The sequence below is a fragment of the Flavobacterium saccharophilum genome, from assembly GCF_900142735.1.
Lineage (GTDB): Bacteria > Bacteroidota > Bacteroidia > Flavobacteriales > Flavobacteriaceae > Flavobacterium > Flavobacterium saccharophilum.
In genome coordinates this window covers 762,239-782,741 of sequence record NZ_FRBY01000002.1, presented here as the reverse complement: position 1 = coordinate 782,741, position 20,503 = coordinate 762,239, and the positions used below count along the sequence as shown (strand labels likewise).

Genomic DNA, 20,503 nt, shown 5'->3' with positions numbered 1-20,503 from the left:
TTTATAAAAGCGAAAAACCTTTATTTTCTTTTTGCGAATATTTTAATAATTCAAATCTCATTCATTTAATATTGAGATTTTGTTAAGATTGAATATCATAAATTGATGGATTCGTATATTTAAACCCGTATTTATGGCAAGTGTAGGAGCTTAAAAAGCTGATTTCTAATCGGAATATTCGGCATAAACTGTCATTAGTCTATAAAATAAGTAGGAAAATAATTTTTTAGAATAAGTTTTGAAGGTTGATTTTGGTGAAGAAAATTAAAGTGCTGATTTTGTATGATTAGTATTGTCAAATACCTAAATACGTAGAATTTGTTTTATTGAAATTTTAATTATTATGAACAAATGTTGCTTTTTAATATTGATTTGTTGAATTTTGATGCCTTAAATTAAAAATGACATGAGAGAAGTCCATTATATAAGTACTGAAACATTAGGTTTAGAAGATTTACAAGAAATTATTGTTAATCAGAAAATGCTTGAATTATCTGAAGAAGCAAAAGTAAACATTCAGAAATGCCGTGATTATTTAGATAAAAAAATGGCTACACATTCAGAACCTATTTACGGAATCAATACTGGTTTTGGATCACTTTGTAATGTAAAAATCTCAAATGAGAATTTATCTAAGCTTCAGGAAAATCTGGTAAAGTCTCATGCTTGTGGAACTGGTGAAGAGGTTCCTGCAGAAATTGTAAAAATAATGTTATTGCTTAAGATTCAATCTTTGAGCTACGGACATTCTGGAATCCAATTGCAAACGGTAAGTCGTTTGGTTGATTTCTATAATAATGATATCCTTCCTATTATATATACGCAAGGTTCACTTGGAGCTTCTGGAGATTTAGCGCCTCTAGCACATTTATCTTTGCCTTTATTAGGAGAAGGCGAAGTTTTGTTTGAAGGAAAGAAAGTGGCTTCCGCCGAAGTTTTAAAACATTTTAATTGGGAACCAATCGTTTTACAATCAAAAGAAGGTTTGGCGTTGTTAAACGGAACTCAATTTATGAGTGCTTACGGAGCTCATATTTTATTGAAAGCTTATAAATATTCGTATTTGGCAGATTTAATCGGAACTATTTCTTTGGAAGGTTTTGATGGAAGAAGCGAGCCTTTTAACGAATTGATTCACTTTATTCGCCCTCACAAAGGACAAATTGTAACAGCACAGCGTATTAATGAATTTTTAGAAGGAAGCGAAATTATTGAACAAGAGAAAAAACACGTTCAGGATCCGTATTCTTTCCGTTGTATGCCTCAGGTTCACGGAGCTTCAAAAGATGCTATTGATTATGTTCGAAAAGTATTCAAAACAGAAATTAACTCGGTTACAGATAATCCAAATATATTTATTGAATCTGACCAGATTATCTCTGGAGGAAATTTCCACGGACAGCCTTTAGCCTTAGCCTTAGATTTTATGGCAATCGCTTTGGCAGAATTAGGAAGTATTTCTGAAAGAAGAACGTACCAGTTGATTTCAGGTTTAAGAAATCTTCCAGCATTTTTGGTTGATAATCCGGGATTAAATTCAGGATTCATGATTCCACAGTATACTGCTGCAAGTATTGCAAGTCAGAACAAACAATTGGCAACTCCGTCAAGTATTGATAGCATTGTTTCAAGTAATGGTCAGGAAGATCACGTGAGTATGGGAGCAAACGGAGCAACAAAAGCGTTGCGTGTTATGGATAATTTGGAGCGTATTTTAGCGATTGAATTAATGAATGCTTCACAGGCAATTGCGTACAGAGAGCCTTTAAAATCAAGTGATTTCATCGAAATGTTCTTAAGTAGTTATAGAGAAGTGGTACCTTTGGTTAAGGAAGACAGAATCTTACATTACGATATTGAGAAGACAGTTGCGTTTCTGGATAGTTTTCAAATTGAAAACGATTTGTTAACACTGGCTTAACATAACAGAATATTAATGAAGTAATTTTGCACTATCAAAAATATAAAAATGTCAATAAACAGTATTTTCCAATTTTTAGTGCCGAAAGACAAAAAATTCTTTCCACTTTTTGAAGAAGCTTCAAGCAATTTAATTGAATTAGCTTCTAATTTACACGAAGCTGTAAACCTTCCGTTAAAAGAAAGAGAAGTTCTTTTTCAAAAAATTGATGAGTTAGAGCAAAGAGGAGAAGACATTACACGTCAAACCAATCTTGAATTGAGCAGAAACTTCATTACGCCATTTGATAGAGAGGATATTCACACTTTAATTACTTCTATTGATAACGTTGCTGATTACCTTCACGGTGCAGCAAGCAGAATGAGATTGTATCAGGTTGATAAGATTACAAAATCTATCAGAAAGATGACAGAAATCAACCTTGAAGCTTGTCAAAACATTGACAGTGCTGTAAAAGAGTTGAGCAATCTAAAAAACATGAACATTATTAAGGATGCTTGTGCTAGAATTAACAAACTAGAAAACAAGTCTGATAATGTATATAACAAAGCAGTTTTTGAAATTTTTGAAAACGAAACAGACGCTAAAAATATCATTAAATATAAAGAGGTGTTATCTGTTTTAGAATCAGCAACTGACAAATGTAAGAGTGTTGCGAACATACTGGAATCTATTTCTGTAAAACATTCTTAATTCAATTTATTTCATTCTGAAGTTATAATTTTATGACGCTACTTATAATTATTATAGTATTAGCTTTAATTTTTGATTACATCAACGGTTTTCATGATGCGGCAAATGCTATAGCGACTGTTGTTGCTACAAAGGTTTTAACGCCTTTTCAGGCCGTTCTTTGGGCAGCATTTTTTAACTTTCTGGCTTATTGGGTTTTTGGATTTGGTGTTGCAGATACTGTTGCAAAAACAGCGCACACTATGGAAATTAACCTAGTTGTTATCCTTGCCGGTGTTATTGCAGCTATTTGTTGGAATTTATTGACTTGGTGGCTAGGAATTCCTTCAAGTTCTTCACATACTTTGATTGGTGGTTTCGCCGGAGCGGCTGTTGCTCATGCGATCGCTGTACACGGTTTTTCAGGTTATGCCGGAGAAGATGGAACTACACATTATTGGTACGAAATTGTAAGCTGGTACAAAGCAGGAAAAGATGGCGGAATGCCTTCGGGAGTTCTTATTATAATTGCTTTCATTGTTTTAGCGCCATTATTGGGAGCATTAGCTTCTTATTTAATATCGATTTGGTTGTTAAATGCTTCTCGTAAAATCATAGGACCTAAAATATTCACGGTTGCTTTAATGATCGCAACAGTTTGGGTTGTTAGTAATCTAATGGTTCCTTATGCTGATATTGAAAAGCCTCGTTTTGAATCTCATTTTTGGAGTGTGGCTTTTGATCCACATAATATTAAATGGTGTTTAGTTGGGTTTATTATCCTAACAGTGAGTGCTTTTTGTTTAATATTCAGTAGTTTAAATCTACATCAGGCTGATGCAGCTTTGAAAAAAATGCAATTATTATCTTCTGCGGCTTTCAGTTTAGGACACGGAGGAAATGATTCTCAAAAAGTAATGGGTATTATTGCTGCAGCAGTAGCGGTATATATTAATACAAATCCCGGAGTTCATATGGCATCTTGGTTAGACGTTGTTTTACCAAATGATGATTTAGGGATAAAAGGAGTAATGCCAGGATGGATTCCATTAGCATGTTATTCTGCTATTGCGGCTGGAACTTTGAGTGGTGGTTGGAAAATTGTGAAAACAATGGGTTCTAAAATCACAAAAGTTACTTCATTTGAAGGTGTTGCTGCTGAAACTGCAGGTGCTTTGACGCTTTACTTTACAGAACACTTAAAAATTCCGGTAAGTACAACGCATACTATTACAGGTTCTATCATCGGGGTTGGATTAACTAAACGTGTATCTGCCGTTCGTTGGGGTGTAACTGTAAGTTTGATCTGGGCGTGGATATTAACGATTCCTATTTCGGCTCTTTTAGCTGGATTGGTTTACTTTGTATTAAGCGTATTTATTTCTTAGTAAAATGATTTTTTTAAAATGTGAGAAGTTTTAATCGCATTTTATCGACATAAAAAAAGCCGATTTCAATTTGAAATCGGCTTTTTTTATTTGAGTAAAATAATGTAGATTTAATAATTGCATTTTATTACTTAACAAAAGAATGTAAAACAAGAATGGAAGAATTGAAGCAGTTAGAAAGGATTAAAAGTAAGCTGTTAATGGCTAAAAATGCCGATAATAAATTAGAAGTATTTGGAGCAGACAGTCATAAATATATTTTAGGAAATACTGTAAAACAAGAAGATATCTTAAATTTTGAAAATGAATATCAGTTGGAACTTCCTAAAGGTTACAAATCATTTTTGTTTAATATTGGTAATGGCGGAATTTCTTATTCAGATTCAGGTGCTGGACCTTCGTATGGAATTTATCCTTTTGGAAAAAATACAGATGAATTTATCTATGAAAATTCAAAAGAATATTTAAAAAAAGATTGTAGAATTTCTCCAAATATGTCAGATGATTTTTGGAATAATCTAAACAAAAACATCGAAGAAAATGAAACTATTTCTGATGAAGAATTTGATATAGAGCTAGGAAAAATATTTTCGGGATTATTACCTATCGGAAGTCAGGGATGTAGTTATTATCATGCACTTGTTTTGAATGGGGAATTTAAAGGAAGAGTTGTACATGTGGATGTTGACAGGCAAAAGCCCTATTTCGCTTTCGAATCAAATTTTTTGGACTGGTATGAAAGATGGCTCGATGAAATTATACCTGAAAATTTAAAATCAAGAAATTCTGATTTATTTAGATATACTCTGGGGGGATCGTCAGCTTATATCTTAGAGGTGTATTTTTCAACCAATGAAAATCAAACTAAATTAGAATGCCTAAGAAGTTTTTTAAAGAAACGAAATCTTGATTCTGAAACGATGACTGTTCTGGAGGAACAATGTAAATTGAGTGCAGGTGGAAATCAAAGGCTATTAATTCAGATACTTACAAAATTTGATTATCAACGTGCTTATCCGTATTTAGTTGCTTTTGCAAATGAAAGTTTATTAGATGTTTTTCAATTTGTATTTTGGTATGCAAAGGATAAAAGTTCTGATTGGCTAGAATTTATAAAGGAAAATATTAAAAAAATAAATGAGGAGGAAACATTTGAAATTTGTACTTATTTATTAAAAGAAATGAAATTGGATTACGGAAGTATTATTATTCCATTTACTACAAATATAAATGAAAAGATAAGAGTTAGTGCTTATTATTCACTAGGGTTGTTGAAAAATAAAAGCAAATATTTAGATACTTTTATTTTAGGTTTAAGTGATCATTCAAATCGAGTTGTACATGCTGTTTTGCAAGCTCTCGATGGAGTAGAAGATCAGAAACTTTTGAAGTATTACAAACTACTGGCGGAAAAATTCCCCAAAGAGCAAGACTATATTTTAGCTAATCTTAACCACAGATTAAAAGCTTATGGTTTGACTAACAGAACGATTAGGGATATTAACATAGAAAACCACTTTCAAAACAACGTTAAACGTAAGCAATGATATGAGTTTTGGAAATAAAAAAAGACTGGCATTCAATTGAAACCAGTCTTTTTTTTTATGTAAATCACAATAATTTAAAATTCCAAATCCCAATGTTAACACGCTTTTCAGATTTGGAATTTGGAATTTTCCTTTTGGGATTTTTTGAAGTTTTATTTTCTAAAATTCTTATGATTGTGTTTTCTTTTGTAATGTGTCTCTTTTAAATTGGTTTTATCTTTCGAAATGATACTAATTGTACCGTCAATTTCTAGCGTACAGAGCTTTATATCGGTCAAATGCTCTAAACCATGTTCACGTGCCGCTTCTTTTAATTCTTCATGTGAAATGTCTAATTTGCTCAAAGCATTAAAATCTAATGTTCCATTATGAATTAGGATTTCGGGTTTATCTAAAAGTAAATCGTTGACTAGTTTGTATTTGTGTGTTAATTTCTTAATGATAAAGTTAATCACAAACAAGGCTAATGCAGCTACCAAACCTCCCCAAAGACTGGTGTCAGGACCAACCATGGCGTTTTGAACTGAATTACTGATTAGTAAAATCAAAATAATATCAGCAGTATTTAATTGTGAAAGTTCTTTTTTTCCGAAGATTCGCAAGGCGATTGTCATAAAAAAGTAGACTGCGAGACTTCTGAAAATAATATCTAAATAGGGGTTGAGCATTGTTTTTTATTTTAAAGGTAAAAAAAAACTTTGTCAAAGTTTTAAACTTTGACAAAGTTGCTAAAATAAATATCGAACATTAAGTTAGAATGAACTAACTAATTATTTTGAAATTCTTCTCAATTGCTTTGATCATTTCTCCGGCAATATCTTTGTTGGTTGCGCCCTCAATTCCTTCAAGTCCTGGAGAAGAGTTTACTTCCAGCAATAATGGTCCTTTTGAAGAACGAATAATATCTACACCTGCTACTTTTAAGTCCATTGCTTTTGCAGCTTTAATAGCGATCTTTTTCTCCTCAGCAGTAACTTTTATTACAGATGCTGTTCCGCCAAGATGGATGTTGGCTCTGAATTCCCCTGGCATAGCTTCACGTTGAATAGCCGCAACGACTTTTCCATCAATTACAAAACAACGAATGTCTTTTCCGTTGGCTTCTTTAATGAATTCCTGAACTAGAATGTTTGCATTTAAACTTTTGAACGCGTTGATAACACTTTCTGCCGCTTTTTTGGTTTCTGCTAAAACAACACCTTTTCCTTGTGTTCCTTCTAATAATTTTACAATTAAAGGCGAACCTCCAACCATTTTAATTAAATTGTCTGTGTCCAAAGGAGAATTAGCAAAACCAGTAGTTGGGATATCAATTCCGCTGTTTAAAAGCAATTGTAATGAATACAATTTATCACGTGATTGTGTGATGGCTGTAGCCGAATTTAAAACGAAAACCTTCAAGGCTTCGAATTGGCGTGTCAGCGCACAACCGTAAAACGTAATGCTTGGACGAATTCTTGGAATAATTGCGTCAAATTGATTTAATATTTTTCCACCTCTGTAATGAATCTCAGGAGTCTTGGCATCCAGTTTCATGTAGCATTCTTTGATATTCAAAAAATGCATTTCATGGCCGCGCATTTCGCCGGCTTCCATGATTCTTTTGTTGCTATATAATTCAGGATTACTCGCTAAAAGTCCGATTCTTAAACCAGAAGTAGCTTTTTCAGAATTTTGATATAATTCTTTTAAAGCCTCAGTTGTAGGTTGTCCTAGCAAATATTTTTCTTCCGGGTCTACTAAGACACGTCCGCTCATGGCTTCACGACCTAAAAGCATACGGAAACCCATTGAGTCACGATTGGTCAAAGTCATCTCTATTGGCCATTTTACATCGCCAATTTTTAGGTTGGTTTGAATAACATAACGATGTTCTCTAAAACCACTCGAGCTTTTTACAATTCTTTTATCAACCAACGGAGCTTCACAATGAATGATGGTTTTAATATTATTCTGAATTGGATTAATATCAAATTTTACCCAATTGGCATCATTTTTTATAAAAGGAGCTATGTTGATGGCGTGCATTGCAGAAGTTTTGGCACCAGAATCAACACGAGCCTTGATTGTAGGGATTCCTAGTTCTGGAAATGAGCACCATTCTTCACTGCCTAAAATGACTTTATTTTGAAGCATACGTTGTTTTATTGTTATTTAATTTAAATTCAAAAATAGCTATTTGCTTTTATTAAAGATAGTAAATTATCCAAAAAAAATACCCGTTATGTTATGAAAACGTAACGGGTATATTATTTTTGTTATAAATTTAAACTAATTTATTGATTAGTCGGCTCTTCTGCTTTGTGTATTTCTACTGAAAGTTCTTGAGAGTCATCTTTCAAATCCATTAAGATTTCGTCTCCTGAATGAATTTTTGAAGTGATGATTTCTTCTGCCAATAAATCTTCAACATATTTCTGAATCGCTCTTTTAAGCGGTCTTGCACCAAATTGTCTGTCAAAACCTTTTTCAGCGATAAATGCTTTTGCTTTATCAGTAAGACTTAGTTTATAACCTAATTCAGCAATACGAGAATATAGTTTTTTAAGCTCGATCTCGATAATCAAATCAATGTCAGCTTTTTCTAAAGCATTAAATACGATTACGTCATCAATTCTGTTTAAGAATTCAGGAGCAAAAGTTTTTTTCAATGCATTTTCGATAATGCTCTTAGAGTTTTCATCAGCCTGAGCCACTTTTGCAGCAGTTCCAAATCCAACACCTTGCCCAAAATCTTTTAACTGACGTGCTCCAACATTTGAAGTCATAATGATAATAGTGTTTTTAAAGTCAATTTTGCGACCTAAACTATCTGTCAAATAACCGTCATCTAAAACCTGAAGCATCATATTAAACACATCCGGATGCGCTTTTTCGATCTCGTCTAGAAGCACTACACAATATGGTTTTCTACGAACTTTTTCAGTCAATTGTCCACCTTCTTCGTAACCAACGTATCCCGGAGGCGCTCCAACTAAACGAGAGATAGCAAATTTCTCCATGTACTCGCTCATATCGATACGAACTAATGCATCTTCAGAATCGAATAATTCTTTTGCTAAAACTTTTGCTAATTGTGTTTTACCAACTCCAGTCTGACCTAAGAAAATGAACGAACCAATTGGTTTGTTAGGATCTTTAAGTCCAGCTCTGTTACGTTGAATAGAACGTGCGATTTTCAATACAGCTTCATTTTGACCAATTACTTTATTCTGAATTAATTCAGGCAATTTAGCCAGTTTGTTGCTTTCTGTTTGTGCAATTCTGTTTACAGGAATTCCGGTCATCATCGAAACAACATCAGCTACATTATCTTCTGTAACTTCAATTCTGTTATTTTTAGAGTCTTCTTCCCATTGTTCTTGTGCAACAGCCAGATCTTTTTCTATACGTTTTTCATCATCACGAAGTTTGGCAGCCTCTTCATATTTTTGTTTTTTAACTACCATGTTTTTGTTTTCACGCACTTCTTCTAACTGACGTTCTAAATCAAGAATTTGTTTAGGAACATCAATATTGGTGATGTGTACACGAGAACCAGCTTCGTCAAGGGCATCAATAGCTTTGTCTGGTAAAAAACGCTCAGACATGTATCGGTTTGTTAATTTTACGCAGGCTTCAATAGCTTCCTGAGTGTAAGTAACATTATGGTGATCTTCGTATTTGTCTTTTACATTATTCAAAATTGCAATAGTTTCTTCAACCGAAGTTGGTTCAACAATTACTTTTTGGAAACGTCTTTCTAAAGCACCATCTTTTTCAATATATTGTCTGTACTCATCAAGAGTCGTAGCGCCAATACATTGGATTTCGCCTCTTGCTAAAGCGGGTTTGAACATGTTTGAAGCATCAAGAGAACCTGTTGCTCCACCAGCACCTACAATAGTGTGAATTTCATCAATAAAAAGAATGATATCATCATTTTTCTCAAGCTCGTTCATAACGGCTTTCATTCTTTCTTCAAACTGACCACGGTATTTTGTTCCGGCTACTAAACTAGCCAGATCAAGAGTTACCACACGTTTATGGAAAAGAATACGAGATACTTTCTTTTGGATAATACGCAAAGCAAGTCCTTCTGCAATAGCAGATTTACCAACTCCAGGTTCTCCAATAAGTAGTGGGTTGTTCTTTTTTCTACGGCTTAAGATTTGCGAAACACGTTCTATTTCTTTCTCGCGTCCTACAACCGGATCTAGTTTTCCTTCCTCAGCCATTTCTGTTAAATCTCTCCCAAAATTATCTAAAACCGGAGTCTTAGATTTTTTGTTTGACTTATTGGCCGGATTGTTAAAACTACTTTCTTTAAGACTGTCATCTTGTCCTGAATCGTCATTGTACGATTCGTTTCTTGGCAAGTTTTCTAAGAATTCTTCTTCGTTTGGCGTCATGTTTAAATATTGTTCTTTAGCTATGTCATAATCTATTTTTAGCTTATTCAATAACTTGGTTGTTGGATCGTTTTCGTTTCGTAAGATGCATAAAAGCAAGTGTGCCGTGCTAATCGACGAACTTTGAAATACTTTTGCTTCAAGAAAGGTGGTCTTCAGGGCTCTTTCTGCCTGTCGGGTAAGATGAAGATTTTTCTTTTCAGCATTTACTTCAACGCTCTGGTTGGCTGGACTCAGTATTTCTACCTTCCTGCGTAAATGGTCTAAATCGACTGCTAGGTTATTAAGTATATGAATAGCTTTCCCGTTACCATCTCTTAAAATGCCCAGCATTAGATGTTCAGTACCAATAAAGTCGTGTCCTAAACGAAGGGCTTCTTCCTTACTGTATGTAATAACATCTTTTACTCTTGGTGAAAAATTATCATCCATAATATATTTATTGGTATTGTAAATTTAGTGAATTACAGTTTGAAAAACAAAAACCGTACCCTTCGAGAACTACTGTCAGCTAATTGACAAAAAAAATAACAATAAAAGCGTTAAAAAACGCTTAATTTATTAACCAAAAGAGGAAAAAAAGTTGTTAATAAATCATTGAAATAAGTGTAAGGAAATAGCTGAAAAAATTCGAAAAAAACGTATCTTGGCACGCTTTGAAACTAATATAATTATTTAATATAACAACTTATGTCTGAAGGAGAAAAGTTAATTCCTATTAACATAGAAGATGAAATGAAATCAGCTTACATCGATTATTCGATGTCAGTAATCGTATCTAGAGCACTTCCTGATGTTAGAGATGGCTTGAAACCAGTGCATCGAAGAGTTCTTTACGGAATGTATGACTTAGGAGTAACATCAAGATCTGCCCACAAAAAATCTGCGAGAATCGTAGGAGAGGTTCTGGGTAAGTATCACCCACACGGAGATACCTCTGTTTATGATGCCATGGTACGTATGGCTCAGGAATGGAGTATGCGATATTTATTAGTAGATGGTCAGGGTAACTTTGGTTCTGTTGATGGTGACAGTCCGGCAGCAATGCGTTATACTGAGGCCAGAATGCGCAAAATTTCAGAAGATATTATGGCAGATATCGAAAAAGAAACAGTTGATTTTCAATTGAACTTTGACGATACCTTATATGAACCAAAAGTAATGCCAACCAGAGTTCCAACTTTATTAGTAAACGGAGCGACAGGTATTGCGGTTGGTATGGCAACTAATATGCCGCCACACAATTTAACAGAAGTAATCAACGGTACTTTAGCGTATCTTGATAATAATGATATTGAAATAGACGAATTAATGACACATATTAAAGCTCCGGATTTTCCAACCGGTGGTGTAATATATGGTTATGAAGGCGTTCGTGAAGCTTTTAAAACTGGTAGAGGACGTATCGTTATGCGTGCCAAAGTTGGTTTTGAAGAAGTGGACGGAAGAGAATGTATCATTGTTACTGAAATTCCATATCAGGTTAACAAAGCCGAAATGATCAAACGTACGGCTGATTTGGTTAACGATAAAAAAATTGAAGGTATTGCAAATATTCGTGACGAATCGGATAGAAACGGTATGCGTATCGTTTACATCCTGAAACGTGATGCTACACCAAACGTAGTTTTGAATACCTTATACAAATTCACATCATTACAATCATCTTTTAGTGTAAATAATATTGCACTTGTAAAAGGTCGCCCACAAATGTTGAATCTAAAAGATATGATTCACTATTTTATTGAGCACCGTCATGATGTTGTGGTTCGTAGAACGCAGTTTGAATTACGTAAAGCAGAAGAAAGAGCGCATATTTTAGAAGGATTAATTATTGCTTCTGATAACATTGATGAAGTTATTGCTATCATCAGAGGTTCTAAAAACACTGAAGAAGCTCGTGAGAAATTAATCGAAAGATTTAAATTGTCAGATATTCAGGCTCGTGCTATTGTTGAGATGCGTTTACGTCAGTTAACAGGTCTGGAACAAGATAAGTTAAGAGCTGAGTTTGAAGAATTGATGAAATTAATCGAACATTTGAAAGCATTATTAGCGGATGTAAATTTAAGAACTAACTTAATTAAGGAAGAGCTTGAAGAAATTCGTGAGAAATACGGAGATGAGCGTCGTTCTGTAATTGAATATTCTGGTGGAGATGTAAGTATCGAAGATTTAATTGCAGATGAGAATGTAGTTATTACCATTTCACATGCAGGTTATATCAAACGTACTAACTTGACAGAATACAAAACTCAAAATAGAGGAGGAGTTGGACAAAAAAGTGCAGGAACAAGAGATCAGGATTTCCTTGAACATATGTTCGTTGCAACCAATCACCAGTATATGATGTTCTTTACGCAAAAAGGAAAATGTTTCTGGATGCGTGTTTACGAAATTCCGGAAGGAAGTAAAACCGCAAAAGGTAGAGCAATTCAGAACTTAGTGAACATTGAAAGTGATGATAAAGTTAAAGCTTTCATTTGTACACAAGATTTAAAAGATAAAGATTATATCAACAGTCATAATCTTGTAATGGTAACCAAACAAGGTCAGGTTAAGAAAACTTCTTTAGAGAAATATTCTAAACCAAGAGTAAACGGTGTTGCTGCTATTACTATTAAGGAAGGTGACGAATTAATGGGAGCGCAACTAACAAATGGAGAAAGCCAAATTATCTTAGCAGTTAAGTCGGGTAAATTGGTTCGTTTTGAAGAAACCAAAACACGTCCGATGGGAAGAACAGCTTCAGGAGTTCGTGGAATTACCTTGAAAGATGAGACTGATGAAGTAATTGGTATGGTTACTGTAGATAAAAATGATATTAATGATTCACAAATCTTAGTTGTTACTGAAAATGGATACGGAAAACGTACCAAATTAGTTGACGAAGATGGTGAAGATGTTTATAGAATCACAAACCGTGGTGGTAAAGGTGTTAAAACACTTAATATCACAGAGAAGACAGGAAAACTGATTTCTATTAATGCGGTAACTGATGCTGATGATTTAATGATTATCAACAAATCTGGATTAACAATTAGAATGGCAATTGAAGATTTACGTGTTATGGGTCGCGCAACTCAAGGTGTTCGATTAATTAACCTAAAAGGTAAAGATTCTATAGCTGCTGTAACAAAAGTTATGAAAGATGATGTTGAAGAAGTTGTTGTTGATGAAGAAGGAAATGTAGTAGGACCTGTTATTGAAAGAGTTAAACCTGATTTAGAGGTTCTTGAAGATGACGGAACAGTAGAAGATGATGACGATGACGATTCTGAAGATGAAATAGTAGACGAGGATGATTCTGAAGAAGAAGAATCTGAAGAATAAATAAAAACCACTTATATTAAAATTAAATACACAAATTGAATATTATGAAAAGTAAATATGTAATACTTGCATCAGCATTATTGATTTCAGTAGCTACTTTTGCTCAAAAAGATCAGATTAAAGGTGCTGAGAAAGCATTAAAAAGCGGAGATGCTCAAGGAGCAATTACGATACTAAAAGATGCGGAAAATTTAATAGTTAATGCTAAAGATGTTGAACAAGCACAATACTATTCTGTACAAGGAAATGCTTATTTGGAATTAGCGAACAAAAAAGTTGAAGAAAGTAAAAACTTATCTCTTGCAGCTGAAAGTTATAAAAAGTTAATTGAGATTGAAAAAACTTCTGGAAAACAAAAGTATTCTACACAGGCTGCAGCTTCAATTACGCAAATTAAAGGTTTGTTGATTAATTCGGCTATTGCAGATACTCAAGCAAATAAAAATTCAGAAGGTGCGAAAAAATTGTACGATGCTTATGCATTAGATAAAAAAGATACTATCAATTTATACTATGCTGCTTCTACTGCCGTAAATGCTCAGGATTATGATGCGGCTTTACCAATGTATGAAGAATTAAAAAAATTGAATTATTCAGGTAAAGGTACTAGTTACACTGCTGTAAATAAAGTTTCAGGCAATGAAGACGGTTTTAATACTGCTAGTGAAAGAGATTTAGCTGTGAAATTAGGAACTCACGAAAAGCCTAAAACAGAAGCTATTCCTTCTAAGAGAGGTGAGATTTACAAAAATTTAGCTTTAATTTTAGTTCAAAAGGGACGTATTGAAGATGCTAAGAAAGCAATTGCTGATGCAAGAAAAACAAATCCTGAAGATGGTTCTTTAATTCTTACCGAGGCTAATTTGTATCTTGAAACTAAAGATTTTGAAACTTACAAAAAATTAGTTGGTGAGGCTTTACAAAAAGATCCAAACAATGCAGATTTAGTTTTCAATTTAGGAGTTATAAGTGCTAATGCTAATAACAAAGCAGATGCTGAGAAATATTATTTGAGAGCAATTGAAATTAATCCAAATTATACAAATGCCTATTTGAATGTTGCTGCATTAAAATTAGAAGCTGAGAAACCAATTATTGATGAAATGAATAAATTGGGAACTTCTGATAAAGATACTAAACGTTATGAAGTTTTAAAGAAGCAAAGAGAAGGCGTTTTTAAAGGGGTTATTCCTTACCTTAAAAAAGCAAATGAATTAGATCCTAAAAATGAAGATGTATCTAAAACATTATTAGGTGTTTATAAAGCTTTAGAGATGACTGCTGAAGCAAAAGCATTAAAAGCTACAATGAACTAAGAATTATTCTTTTATATAATAAAAAACCATTCGCCGCGGCGAATGGTTTTTTTTATGCGTAATCATTAAATGATTATACTAAAGTTGCTGTTAGTGTAATTGTGGTATTTAAAAGTTTAGATATCGGGCAGATCTCTTTGGCTTTTGCAGCTGTTTTTTCAAATTCTTCAGATGAAATTGATGGTACTTTTCCTTTTAGGTCTAAATGAATTAATGTTATGGTTCCGTCTTCAAAAGTCACTGTAGCTTCTGTAGATAAATCATCTGCGGTAAATCCCCCTTCATTCAGTAAAAAGCTTAATTGCATGGTAAAACAGCCTGAGTGCGCTGCAGCAACAAGTTCCTCTGGGTTGGTACCTACACCATCTGCAAATCTTGTTTTAAATGATAATTGTGCATTGTCTAAAGTGGTACTTTGAGTACTAATAGTTCCTTTTCCTTCCATACCGGTTCCTTTCCAGTTGGCGTTTGCTTTTCTTGTAAATTTCATTTTATAATATTTTAGGATTAATGTTTGTTGTTAAGATATTGATTATCAAATATAAGTAATATTTTGCATTGTTGTTTTATGAATTTGTTACCTGAAGATAAACACAGGAATATAAAGACATAAAAAAAGGAGTAATGAATTTTCATTACTCCTTATATTTTGTGATTGGTTTAAATCTATTCCTGACCTAAATTACGCAGTTGTTTTAATTTATCTTTCCAAACGTCAAGGCTTTCCTTGTGGATAGCGATGTTTTTACGAACTTCAAGAACAATTGAATTTTCCTTTTTTGCGTTTTTAGTATTCGTGAAAAATTGAATATTATTCTCTAACTGAAATATTTCGTTTTGAACTTCTTCAATCTTTCGCATTAAGAAGATTTTTTCGTTATCTAATTTACGTGTATCGTTACTTTCAGATAAAGAATCGATTCTGTTAGAAAAACGCATCATCTCCGTTTCTTTTTTACTCAAACTTAGTTTTTCAAAAAGTGCATCTAAAATTTTATTGAATTTTCCTTCGATATGACGTCTTGAAAATGGTACTTTTCCAAATCCTTTCCAGGTTTCAATATGTAATTTAATGGCGTCTAAATCTGTTTTATGGTCTCCTGTTAACTGATAAGCTCTCAAGGTATCTAAGTATGTCTTTTTGTTGTCAAAAGCTGCTACTTCGTCTCCATTTTCCTCAGATTTGTGTTCTTTTAATTTGTTAAAATAGTGATTACAAGCATCTTTGAATTCTTTCCAGATTTTATCTGAATATTTTTTAGGAACATGGCCAATTTGTTTCCATTCTTCCTGAATTTGCTTCATTATTGGAGTTGTGGCACCAAAATCTGTACTTTCTTGTAATTCTTTTGCTTTGGCAACAAGCGCCATTTTTTTGTTTAAATTATCGTTTTGATCTTTTTTAATGTCTTTATAAAATGAATTTTTAAAAGAATTAAAGTTTCTAACAGCAGTTTTAAAAGCAGCCCAGGTTTCTTCGTTTACGTCAGATGGAACTTTTCCAGCAGAGAAAAACTCATTTCTAAGTGCTTCTACTTTTTGAATTTGTACCAGCCATTGTGCGTGAGATCCAACTTTTTCAGTAGCTAAAACCTCTATTGTAGCGATAATACCTTTTTTAACTTCAAGATTTTGTTGCTCATTTGCTCTTTGGCTTTCGAATAAAAGTTCTCTTTTATCGTGAATTTTTTTAGTTAGCTCGCTAAATTTATTCCATATTGCATCTCGATGCTCTTTAGAAACGGGTCCGATATCTTCTTTCCAGATTCTGTGTAAATCTTGTAATTCACGAAATGCCTTGCTGATATCAGTTTCGTTTACTAATTCTTCTACACGAGCAATTATTTTTTGCTTTTGGTCAAGATTGTATTTGAAATCTAAATCTCTGGCTTCACGATCTAAATGCAGGTAATCATAGAAATTCTCTACGTGAAAATGGTAATTATTCCAAACGTGATTGTATTTGTCTTTTGGGATTGCTCCGGCATTTTTCCATCTTTCTCTTAAATCATTAAAATGTTTAAGTGTGTCTTTAATGTTTTCCTGAGGATTTATAAGTTCTTTTAGTTCCTCAACAATGGCAAGTCGATTCTCTAAATTTGATTTTAAATTGGTTTGCAAATGTTTAAAATGGGCATTCCTTTTTTCTCTGAAGACATTATAATATTCATCAAATTTAGATTTTAGCGGAGAATGATATTCGAACTCTTCGTTAGGATCTTGTTTAGAAGCATTAAATTCCTCTTTTTTCTCCTCAATCAGATGATTGTATTGTAATAAAAATGATTTTTTAATTTCTTCAATATGATCTTTTACAGACATTACTTTATCTGTATTGACAAGCTTTCTTAATTCATCAACAAGGGCATCTAATGAAAAAGTATCATAATCCTGCATAGGAATATCATGGCGCTCTTTTAGCGTCTCATCTTCACTTTCTTCAGCATTAGAATTTGTTATAGCGTCAAGTGCTGTTTGATGATTGGTTTCTTCAACTTCTACCGTATTTTCTATTTCATTTTCAGGCGAAATTTGGTTTTCCGGCGTTGTTTCAGAGCTCAATGTTTCAATAGCATCATTTTGTAAAGAATCGCTAATTTCGATTCCTGATTTTCCATCTGCTTCCTGCAGGTTATCATTCTTTTCTTCTAACATTTTAAATGTATAAGGTTTTTATTTTAAACAGTGCGAAAGATAGTAAAGGTGTTTCTAAATACAAAATAAATCCTTTGTTTATACGCTATTTTACGATTAAATTCATATTTATTCAAAGAATTTGCGATTCTGATACGATTTTTTTTATTGATTTTTTAAAGTTAATTTAAATTAGAAATAAATACTGTTTTAAGAAAAACGGTTATAAATTTATATTTTTATTAAAGAGTAGTTGTCTTTTCCGAATATTGATGGGCTTTTAAATAATGAAGATTTTTTGAATTAGTCGCAAACTAGAATAAAATCAGAACACCCGCTTCTATGCCATAATTATATGTTTTATCTCCACCAAATGCAACACTTGGATGAATATATACCAGATTAGTGGGAGTTATTCTTCTGCCGTATTCTACGTAAGCATTATTTTGGTACCCACTTAAAGTACTGTTATATCGTAATGCAACGTCACCAGCGATCCAGTTTTTACCAAAAAAATGAAATAGTACGCTCTCAAATACAGCAATACTGATATCATTGCGTTCACTTGAACCGGCAAAACTTTGTTGGTATTCAAAGGAGGAAATCCAGAGATTTTTTTTGGAATTAAGATATCTGCCATAAAAAAAAGCAGGCATGACTACCCATTTTCCGGATCCGAAAGCAGGGTCTACGGCTGAATTAGCATAAACCCTTGTTCGTAAAGCAATACCCTGGTTGTTTTTCATAAAAGGGATATAACTAATACCCATACCAACATCTCCAAGCCCGGTTTTGTTTTGCTCATTAGTATTAGCTGATATCAAAGGAAGGTCAAATCTTAAATTCCATGCTTTGCTTCCAATTGGAAGTAAGCCACGTACTTGTGTGGTATTAAAAGAACCATTATCGGTATCGAGGTATTCGTTAAAGAAAAGTAAAGTTTGCAGATAATAACGAAAACGCGGTTCAGTAAATGGAATTTTTTCTTCAACTTCGGTTCCTTGCGCTTTTGAAGTTGTAATTCCTAGAAATATAAAAATACAGAGTAAGTATAATTTTATCATAACTACCTATTAATGAATAGACTAAGTTACGAAAATTACTTTAACATTTTATTTGTTAAGATTTTTTTTATTTATTCCATATTTTCCATGCTTTTTCAGCTTGAAAAATAAGCATGTCGTATCCATTTTTAGTAATTGCTCCGTATTTTTTAGCATTTTTCATAAACTGTGTCTCTGCAGGATTATAAATTAAATCGTATGCAATATGTTTATCAGTAAAAAACTCGTATGGCAAATCAGGGCAAGCCTCAATATTAGGACTTGTTCCCACTGGAGTACAATTGATTATAATTTGGAAATTGTCAAAAGTCGTCGCATTGATTAGATCATAATCAATGATGTTCTCCTTAGCTTCTCTAGATACAAAAGTGTAAGGAATATCAAGCTCATCTAGAGCAAATGCAACCCCTTTTGAAGCACCACCTGTTCCTAAAATAAGCGCTTTTTTATGATGCGGTTCTAATAATGGTTTTAATGATTTTTTAAAGCCATAATAGTCGGTATTATAGCCTTTTAGTTTTCCATTTTTGGTAAACTTAATGGTGTTAACAGCACCAATTAATTTTGCTTTTGTTGATAGTTTATCCAAATAAGGAATTACTTGTTCCTTATAAGGAATAGTAACGTTTAAACCTTTTAAATCCGGGTTGTTTTTTAGCAATCCGGTGAAATGATTGATTTCAGAAATATCGAAATTTTCGTAGCTGTTACCGACAAAAACTTCATCACTAAATTTTTCTGTAAAATATCCCTTTGAAAATGAGTAACTAATATTACGCCCTAATAAGCCAAAACGTCTTTTTAAAATATCAATCATTATTGTTTTCTATGTTTTTCAATATAATTTTTAACCATTTTTTTTGTCCATACTACAGGAAATAAATCTTCGATCAAAATATAATTATCAAAGTTTAAACGCAAACCATTACTTAAATGGAATTTTGCTTTTGTGTTATCCTGAATCATGAAATACAATCCAGCCAAACGATATTCGATCTCGTTTTCCTCAGGAAAGTATTCTGAAGCTTGCAATAAGGTTTGAATAGCACTTTCGAATTCACCTAAAAATTGTAAAATATCAACCCAATATAACCATGTATCCAAAGCATAATCACCAAATTCTACCGCTTTTCTATAACCAAATTCTGCTTCTTCAAAAAAGTTCATTTGTTTGTTGATCGTTGCATAACGTTTCCAATACAAACGATTTTGATTGTCAATTGCTAAAGCCTTATTGACAAAAAATAATGCTTTTTGAAAATTTTTCTGGCGTACGTAAAAATCGGTAATGGCAATCCATCCTTTGTCTAAAAGAGGATCTTCATGAACGGTTTGGTTGTAATATTGAAGTGCCTTTACAGCATTTCCAAGTTTTTCGTAACATTTTCCAATGCGTAATAGTGCGTATGAAGTCGCATCGTCCAATTCGATAGTTCTGTTGTAGCTTTCAATTGCTTCAGCGTATTTTTTCAAGCGCTCATAAGCTTTTGCTTTTTCCATGAAAGCACCTAAAAACTCGTCATCGATTAGTGTTGCATAATCAAAAGCACGAATCGCATTTTCATATTCTTTAACCCCGTAATGCAAGCGCCCAAGCTGATGCCAGGCGATTTCGCTATATGGGTTTTTATTGATGTAATCGTTTAGGTATAGAATAGCTTCCTGATTTTGATCTAAAAATTCAAAACAATATACTACGTTATACAAGGCAGACTGGTCTTCTAAGTCCTCTTCAAGACATTTGATGAAGCTGTCTTTTGCTAACTCAAGGTTATCCATAAAAAGATATTCCATTCCAATCAAGTTGTACACGTCAGCGTAGTCGTCAGTATATTGCAGGGCAATTTTAAGCAATTCTACCGCTTTTTCGTGTTGATCTCTTTTAGAACAAATATTGGCTTTCTGGATGTAAATTTCCTCGTTGTTAGGTTCAATTGCATACAACTCATTTAAAAGCTTTTCAGCGATTTCAAGTTTGTCGTCATAAACCAGCATTTCTACTTGTACTAATTTTAAGCCTGTAGATTTTGGATGTTGGTCTAATGCAAGTTTTAAGGCCTTTTTTGCTAAATTAGCCTTACCTATGTCTAAGTAATGAAGAATGATTTCTTCGAATTCTTCAGAATCAAAAAAGAGTACTTTGTTAGTTTTTAACATTGACTCAAATTTGGATAGGGATAGGTTATAATCTTCTTCTTCGTTGCTTAATTGCATACTGTCTTTATTTGAAATTAGCC

General features: G+C 33.1%; 14 protein-coding genes. 6 read left to right on the top strand and 8 right to left on the bottom strand.

Annotated features, from left to right (window positions below; genetic code table 11):
- The first annotated feature begins 406 nt into the window (after positions 1–406).
- From hutH to BUA98_RS08815, 4 genes are all read left to right on the top strand, one after another.
- Positions 407–1,921 (top strand): histidine ammonia-lyase, encoded by a 1,515-nt coding sequence (hutH, locus tag BUA98_RS08830; RefSeq protein WP_072971222.1) that lies wholly within the window; start codon positions 407–409, stop codon positions 1,919–1,921.
- 48 nt (positions 1,922–1,969) lie between these two features.
- A complete protein-coding gene (locus BUA98_RS08825; protein WP_026982186.1) occupies positions 1,970–2,614 on the top strand; it encodes a DUF47 domain-containing protein in 645 nt (214 codons plus the stop codon).
- A gap of 32 nt (positions 2,615–2,646) precedes the next feature.
- Complete coding sequence (locus tag BUA98_RS08820; RefSeq protein WP_072971221.1) at positions 2,647–3,981, top strand: inorganic phosphate transporter; 1,335 nt, start codon at positions 2,647–2,649, stop codon at positions 3,979–3,981.
- Between the two features lie 155 nt (positions 3,982–4,136).
- Complete coding sequence (locus tag BUA98_RS08815; RefSeq protein ID WP_072971220.1) at positions 4,137–5,528, top strand: SMI1/KNR4 family protein; 1,392 nt, start codon at positions 4,137–4,139, stop codon at positions 5,526–5,528.
- A 152-nt stretch (positions 5,529–5,680) separates the two neighbouring features.
- On the opposite strand, the gene BUA98_RS08810 is transcribed toward BUA98_RS08815, so the two are convergent.
- From BUA98_RS08810 to BUA98_RS08800, 3 genes are all read right to left on the bottom strand, one after another.
- On the bottom strand, positions 5,681–6,196 hold the full coding sequence (locus BUA98_RS08810) for a DUF421 domain-containing protein (protein WP_072971219.1): 516 nt from the start codon (positions 6,194–6,196) through the stop codon (positions 5,681–5,683).
- 94 nt (positions 6,197–6,290) lie between these two features.
- Positions 6,291–7,664 carry a 30S ribosomal protein S6--L-glutamate ligase gene (rimK, locus tag BUA98_RS08805; protein WP_072971218.1) on the bottom strand — a complete coding sequence of 458 codons (1,374 nt, stop codon included), beginning with the start codon at positions 7,662–7,664 and terminating at the stop codon, positions 6,291–6,293.
- Positions 7,665–7,804: 140 nt separating this feature from the next.
- Positions 7,805–10,351 carry an ATP-dependent Clp protease ATP-binding subunit gene (locus tag BUA98_RS08800; protein ID WP_072971217.1) on the bottom strand — a complete coding sequence of 849 codons (2,547 nt, stop codon included), beginning with the start codon at positions 10,349–10,351 and terminating at the stop codon, positions 7,805–7,807.
- 258 nt (positions 10,352–10,609) lie between these two features.
- Here BUA98_RS08800 and gyrA point away from each other — a divergent pair, with 258 nt between their 5' ends.
- The gene (gyrA, locus tag BUA98_RS08795) at positions 10,610–13,252 is read left to right on the top strand and encodes a DNA gyrase subunit A (protein ID WP_072971216.1); all 2,643 of its coding nucleotides are present in this window, start codon (positions 10,610–10,612) and stop codon (positions 13,250–13,252) included.
- Between the two features lie 44 nt (positions 13,253–13,296).
- Positions 13,297–14,568 (top strand): tetratricopeptide repeat protein, encoded by a 1,272-nt coding sequence (locus tag BUA98_RS08790; RefSeq protein WP_072971215.1) that lies wholly within the window; start codon positions 13,297–13,299, stop codon positions 14,566–14,568.
- A gap of 73 nt (positions 14,569–14,641) precedes the next feature.
- On the opposite strand, the gene BUA98_RS08785 is transcribed toward BUA98_RS08790, so the two are convergent.
- The 5 genes from BUA98_RS08785 to BUA98_RS08765 form a co-directional block, all read right to left on the bottom strand.
- Positions 14,642–15,058 carry an OsmC family protein gene (locus BUA98_RS08785; RefSeq protein ID WP_072971214.1) on the bottom strand — a complete coding sequence of 139 codons (417 nt, stop codon included), beginning with the start codon at positions 15,056–15,058 and terminating at the stop codon, positions 14,642–14,644.
- 176 nt (positions 15,059–15,234) lie between these two features.
- Entirely contained in the window at positions 15,235–17,223 is a 1,989-nt protein-coding gene (locus BUA98_RS08780; protein ID WP_072971213.1) for a DUF349 domain-containing protein, read from the bottom strand.
- A gap of 293 nt (positions 17,224–17,516) precedes the next feature.
- Positions 17,517–18,266, bottom strand: a complete 750-nt coding sequence (locus tag BUA98_RS08775; RefSeq protein ID WP_072971212.1) for a lipid A phosphoethanolamine transferase — start codon at positions 18,264–18,266, stop codon at positions 17,517–17,519.
- A gap of 67 nt (positions 18,267–18,333) precedes the next feature.
- On the bottom strand, positions 18,334–19,083 hold the full coding sequence (locus tag BUA98_RS08770; RefSeq protein ID WP_072971211.1) for a shikimate dehydrogenase family protein: 750 nt from the start codon (positions 19,081–19,083) through the stop codon (positions 18,334–18,336).
- Positions 19,083–20,480, bottom strand: coding sequence for a tetratricopeptide repeat protein (locus tag BUA98_RS08765; protein WP_072971210.1), 1,398 nt, complete (start codon positions 20,478–20,480; stop codon positions 19,083–19,085). Before BUA98_RS08765 ends, BUA98_RS08770 begins: the two co-directional genes overlap by 1 nt.
- Positions 20,481–20,503 lie beyond the last annotated feature (23 nt).

Excerpts from the sequence above, each read along its gene's own strand:
- hutH (WP_072971222.1), top strand. The coding sequence starts at position 407 with ATGAGAGAAGTCCATTATATAAGTACTGAAACATTAGGTTTAGAAGAT.
- BUA98_RS08825 (WP_026982186.1), top strand. The coding sequence starts at position 1,970 with ATGTCAATAAACAGTATTTTCCAATTTTTAGTGCCGAAAGACAAAAAA.
- BUA98_RS08820 (WP_072971221.1), top strand. The coding sequence starts at position 2,647 with ATGACGCTACTTATAATTATTATAGTATTAGCTTTAATTTTTGATTAC.
- BUA98_RS08815 (WP_072971220.1), top strand. The coding sequence starts at position 4,137 with ATGGAAGAATTGAAGCAGTTAGAAAGGATTAAAAGTAAGCTGTTAATG.
- BUA98_RS08810 (WP_072971219.1), bottom strand. The coding sequence starts at position 6,196 with ATGCTCAACCCCTATTTAGATATTATTTTCAGAAGTCTCGCAGTCTAC.
- rimK (WP_072971218.1), bottom strand. The coding sequence starts at position 7,664 with ATGCTTCAAAATAAAGTCATTTTAGGCAGTGAAGAATGGTGCTCATTT.
- BUA98_RS08800 (WP_072971217.1), bottom strand. The coding sequence starts at position 10,351 with ATGGATGATAATTTTTCACCAAGAGTAAAAGATGTTATTACATACAGT.
- gyrA (WP_072971216.1), top strand. The coding sequence starts at position 10,610 with ATGTCTGAAGGAGAAAAGTTAATTCCTATTAACATAGAAGATGAAATG.
- BUA98_RS08790 (WP_072971215.1), top strand. The coding sequence starts at position 13,297 with ATGAAAAGTAAATATGTAATACTTGCATCAGCATTATTGATTTCAGTA.
- BUA98_RS08785 (WP_072971214.1), bottom strand. The coding sequence starts at position 15,058 with ATGAAATTTACAAGAAAAGCAAACGCCAACTGGAAAGGAACCGGTATG.
- BUA98_RS08780 (WP_072971213.1), bottom strand. The coding sequence starts at position 17,223 with ATGTTAGAAGAAAAGAATGATAACCTGCAGGAAGCAGATGGAAAATCA.
- BUA98_RS08775 (WP_072971212.1), bottom strand. The coding sequence starts at position 18,266 with ATGATAAAATTATACTTACTCTGTATTTTTATATTTCTAGGAATTACA.
- BUA98_RS08770 (WP_072971211.1), bottom strand. The coding sequence starts at position 19,083 with ATGATTGATATTTTAAAAAGACGTTTTGGCTTATTAGGGCGTAATATT.
- BUA98_RS08765 (WP_072971210.1), bottom strand. The coding sequence starts at position 20,480 with ATGCAATTAAGCAACGAAGAAGAAGATTATAACCTATCCCTATCCAAA.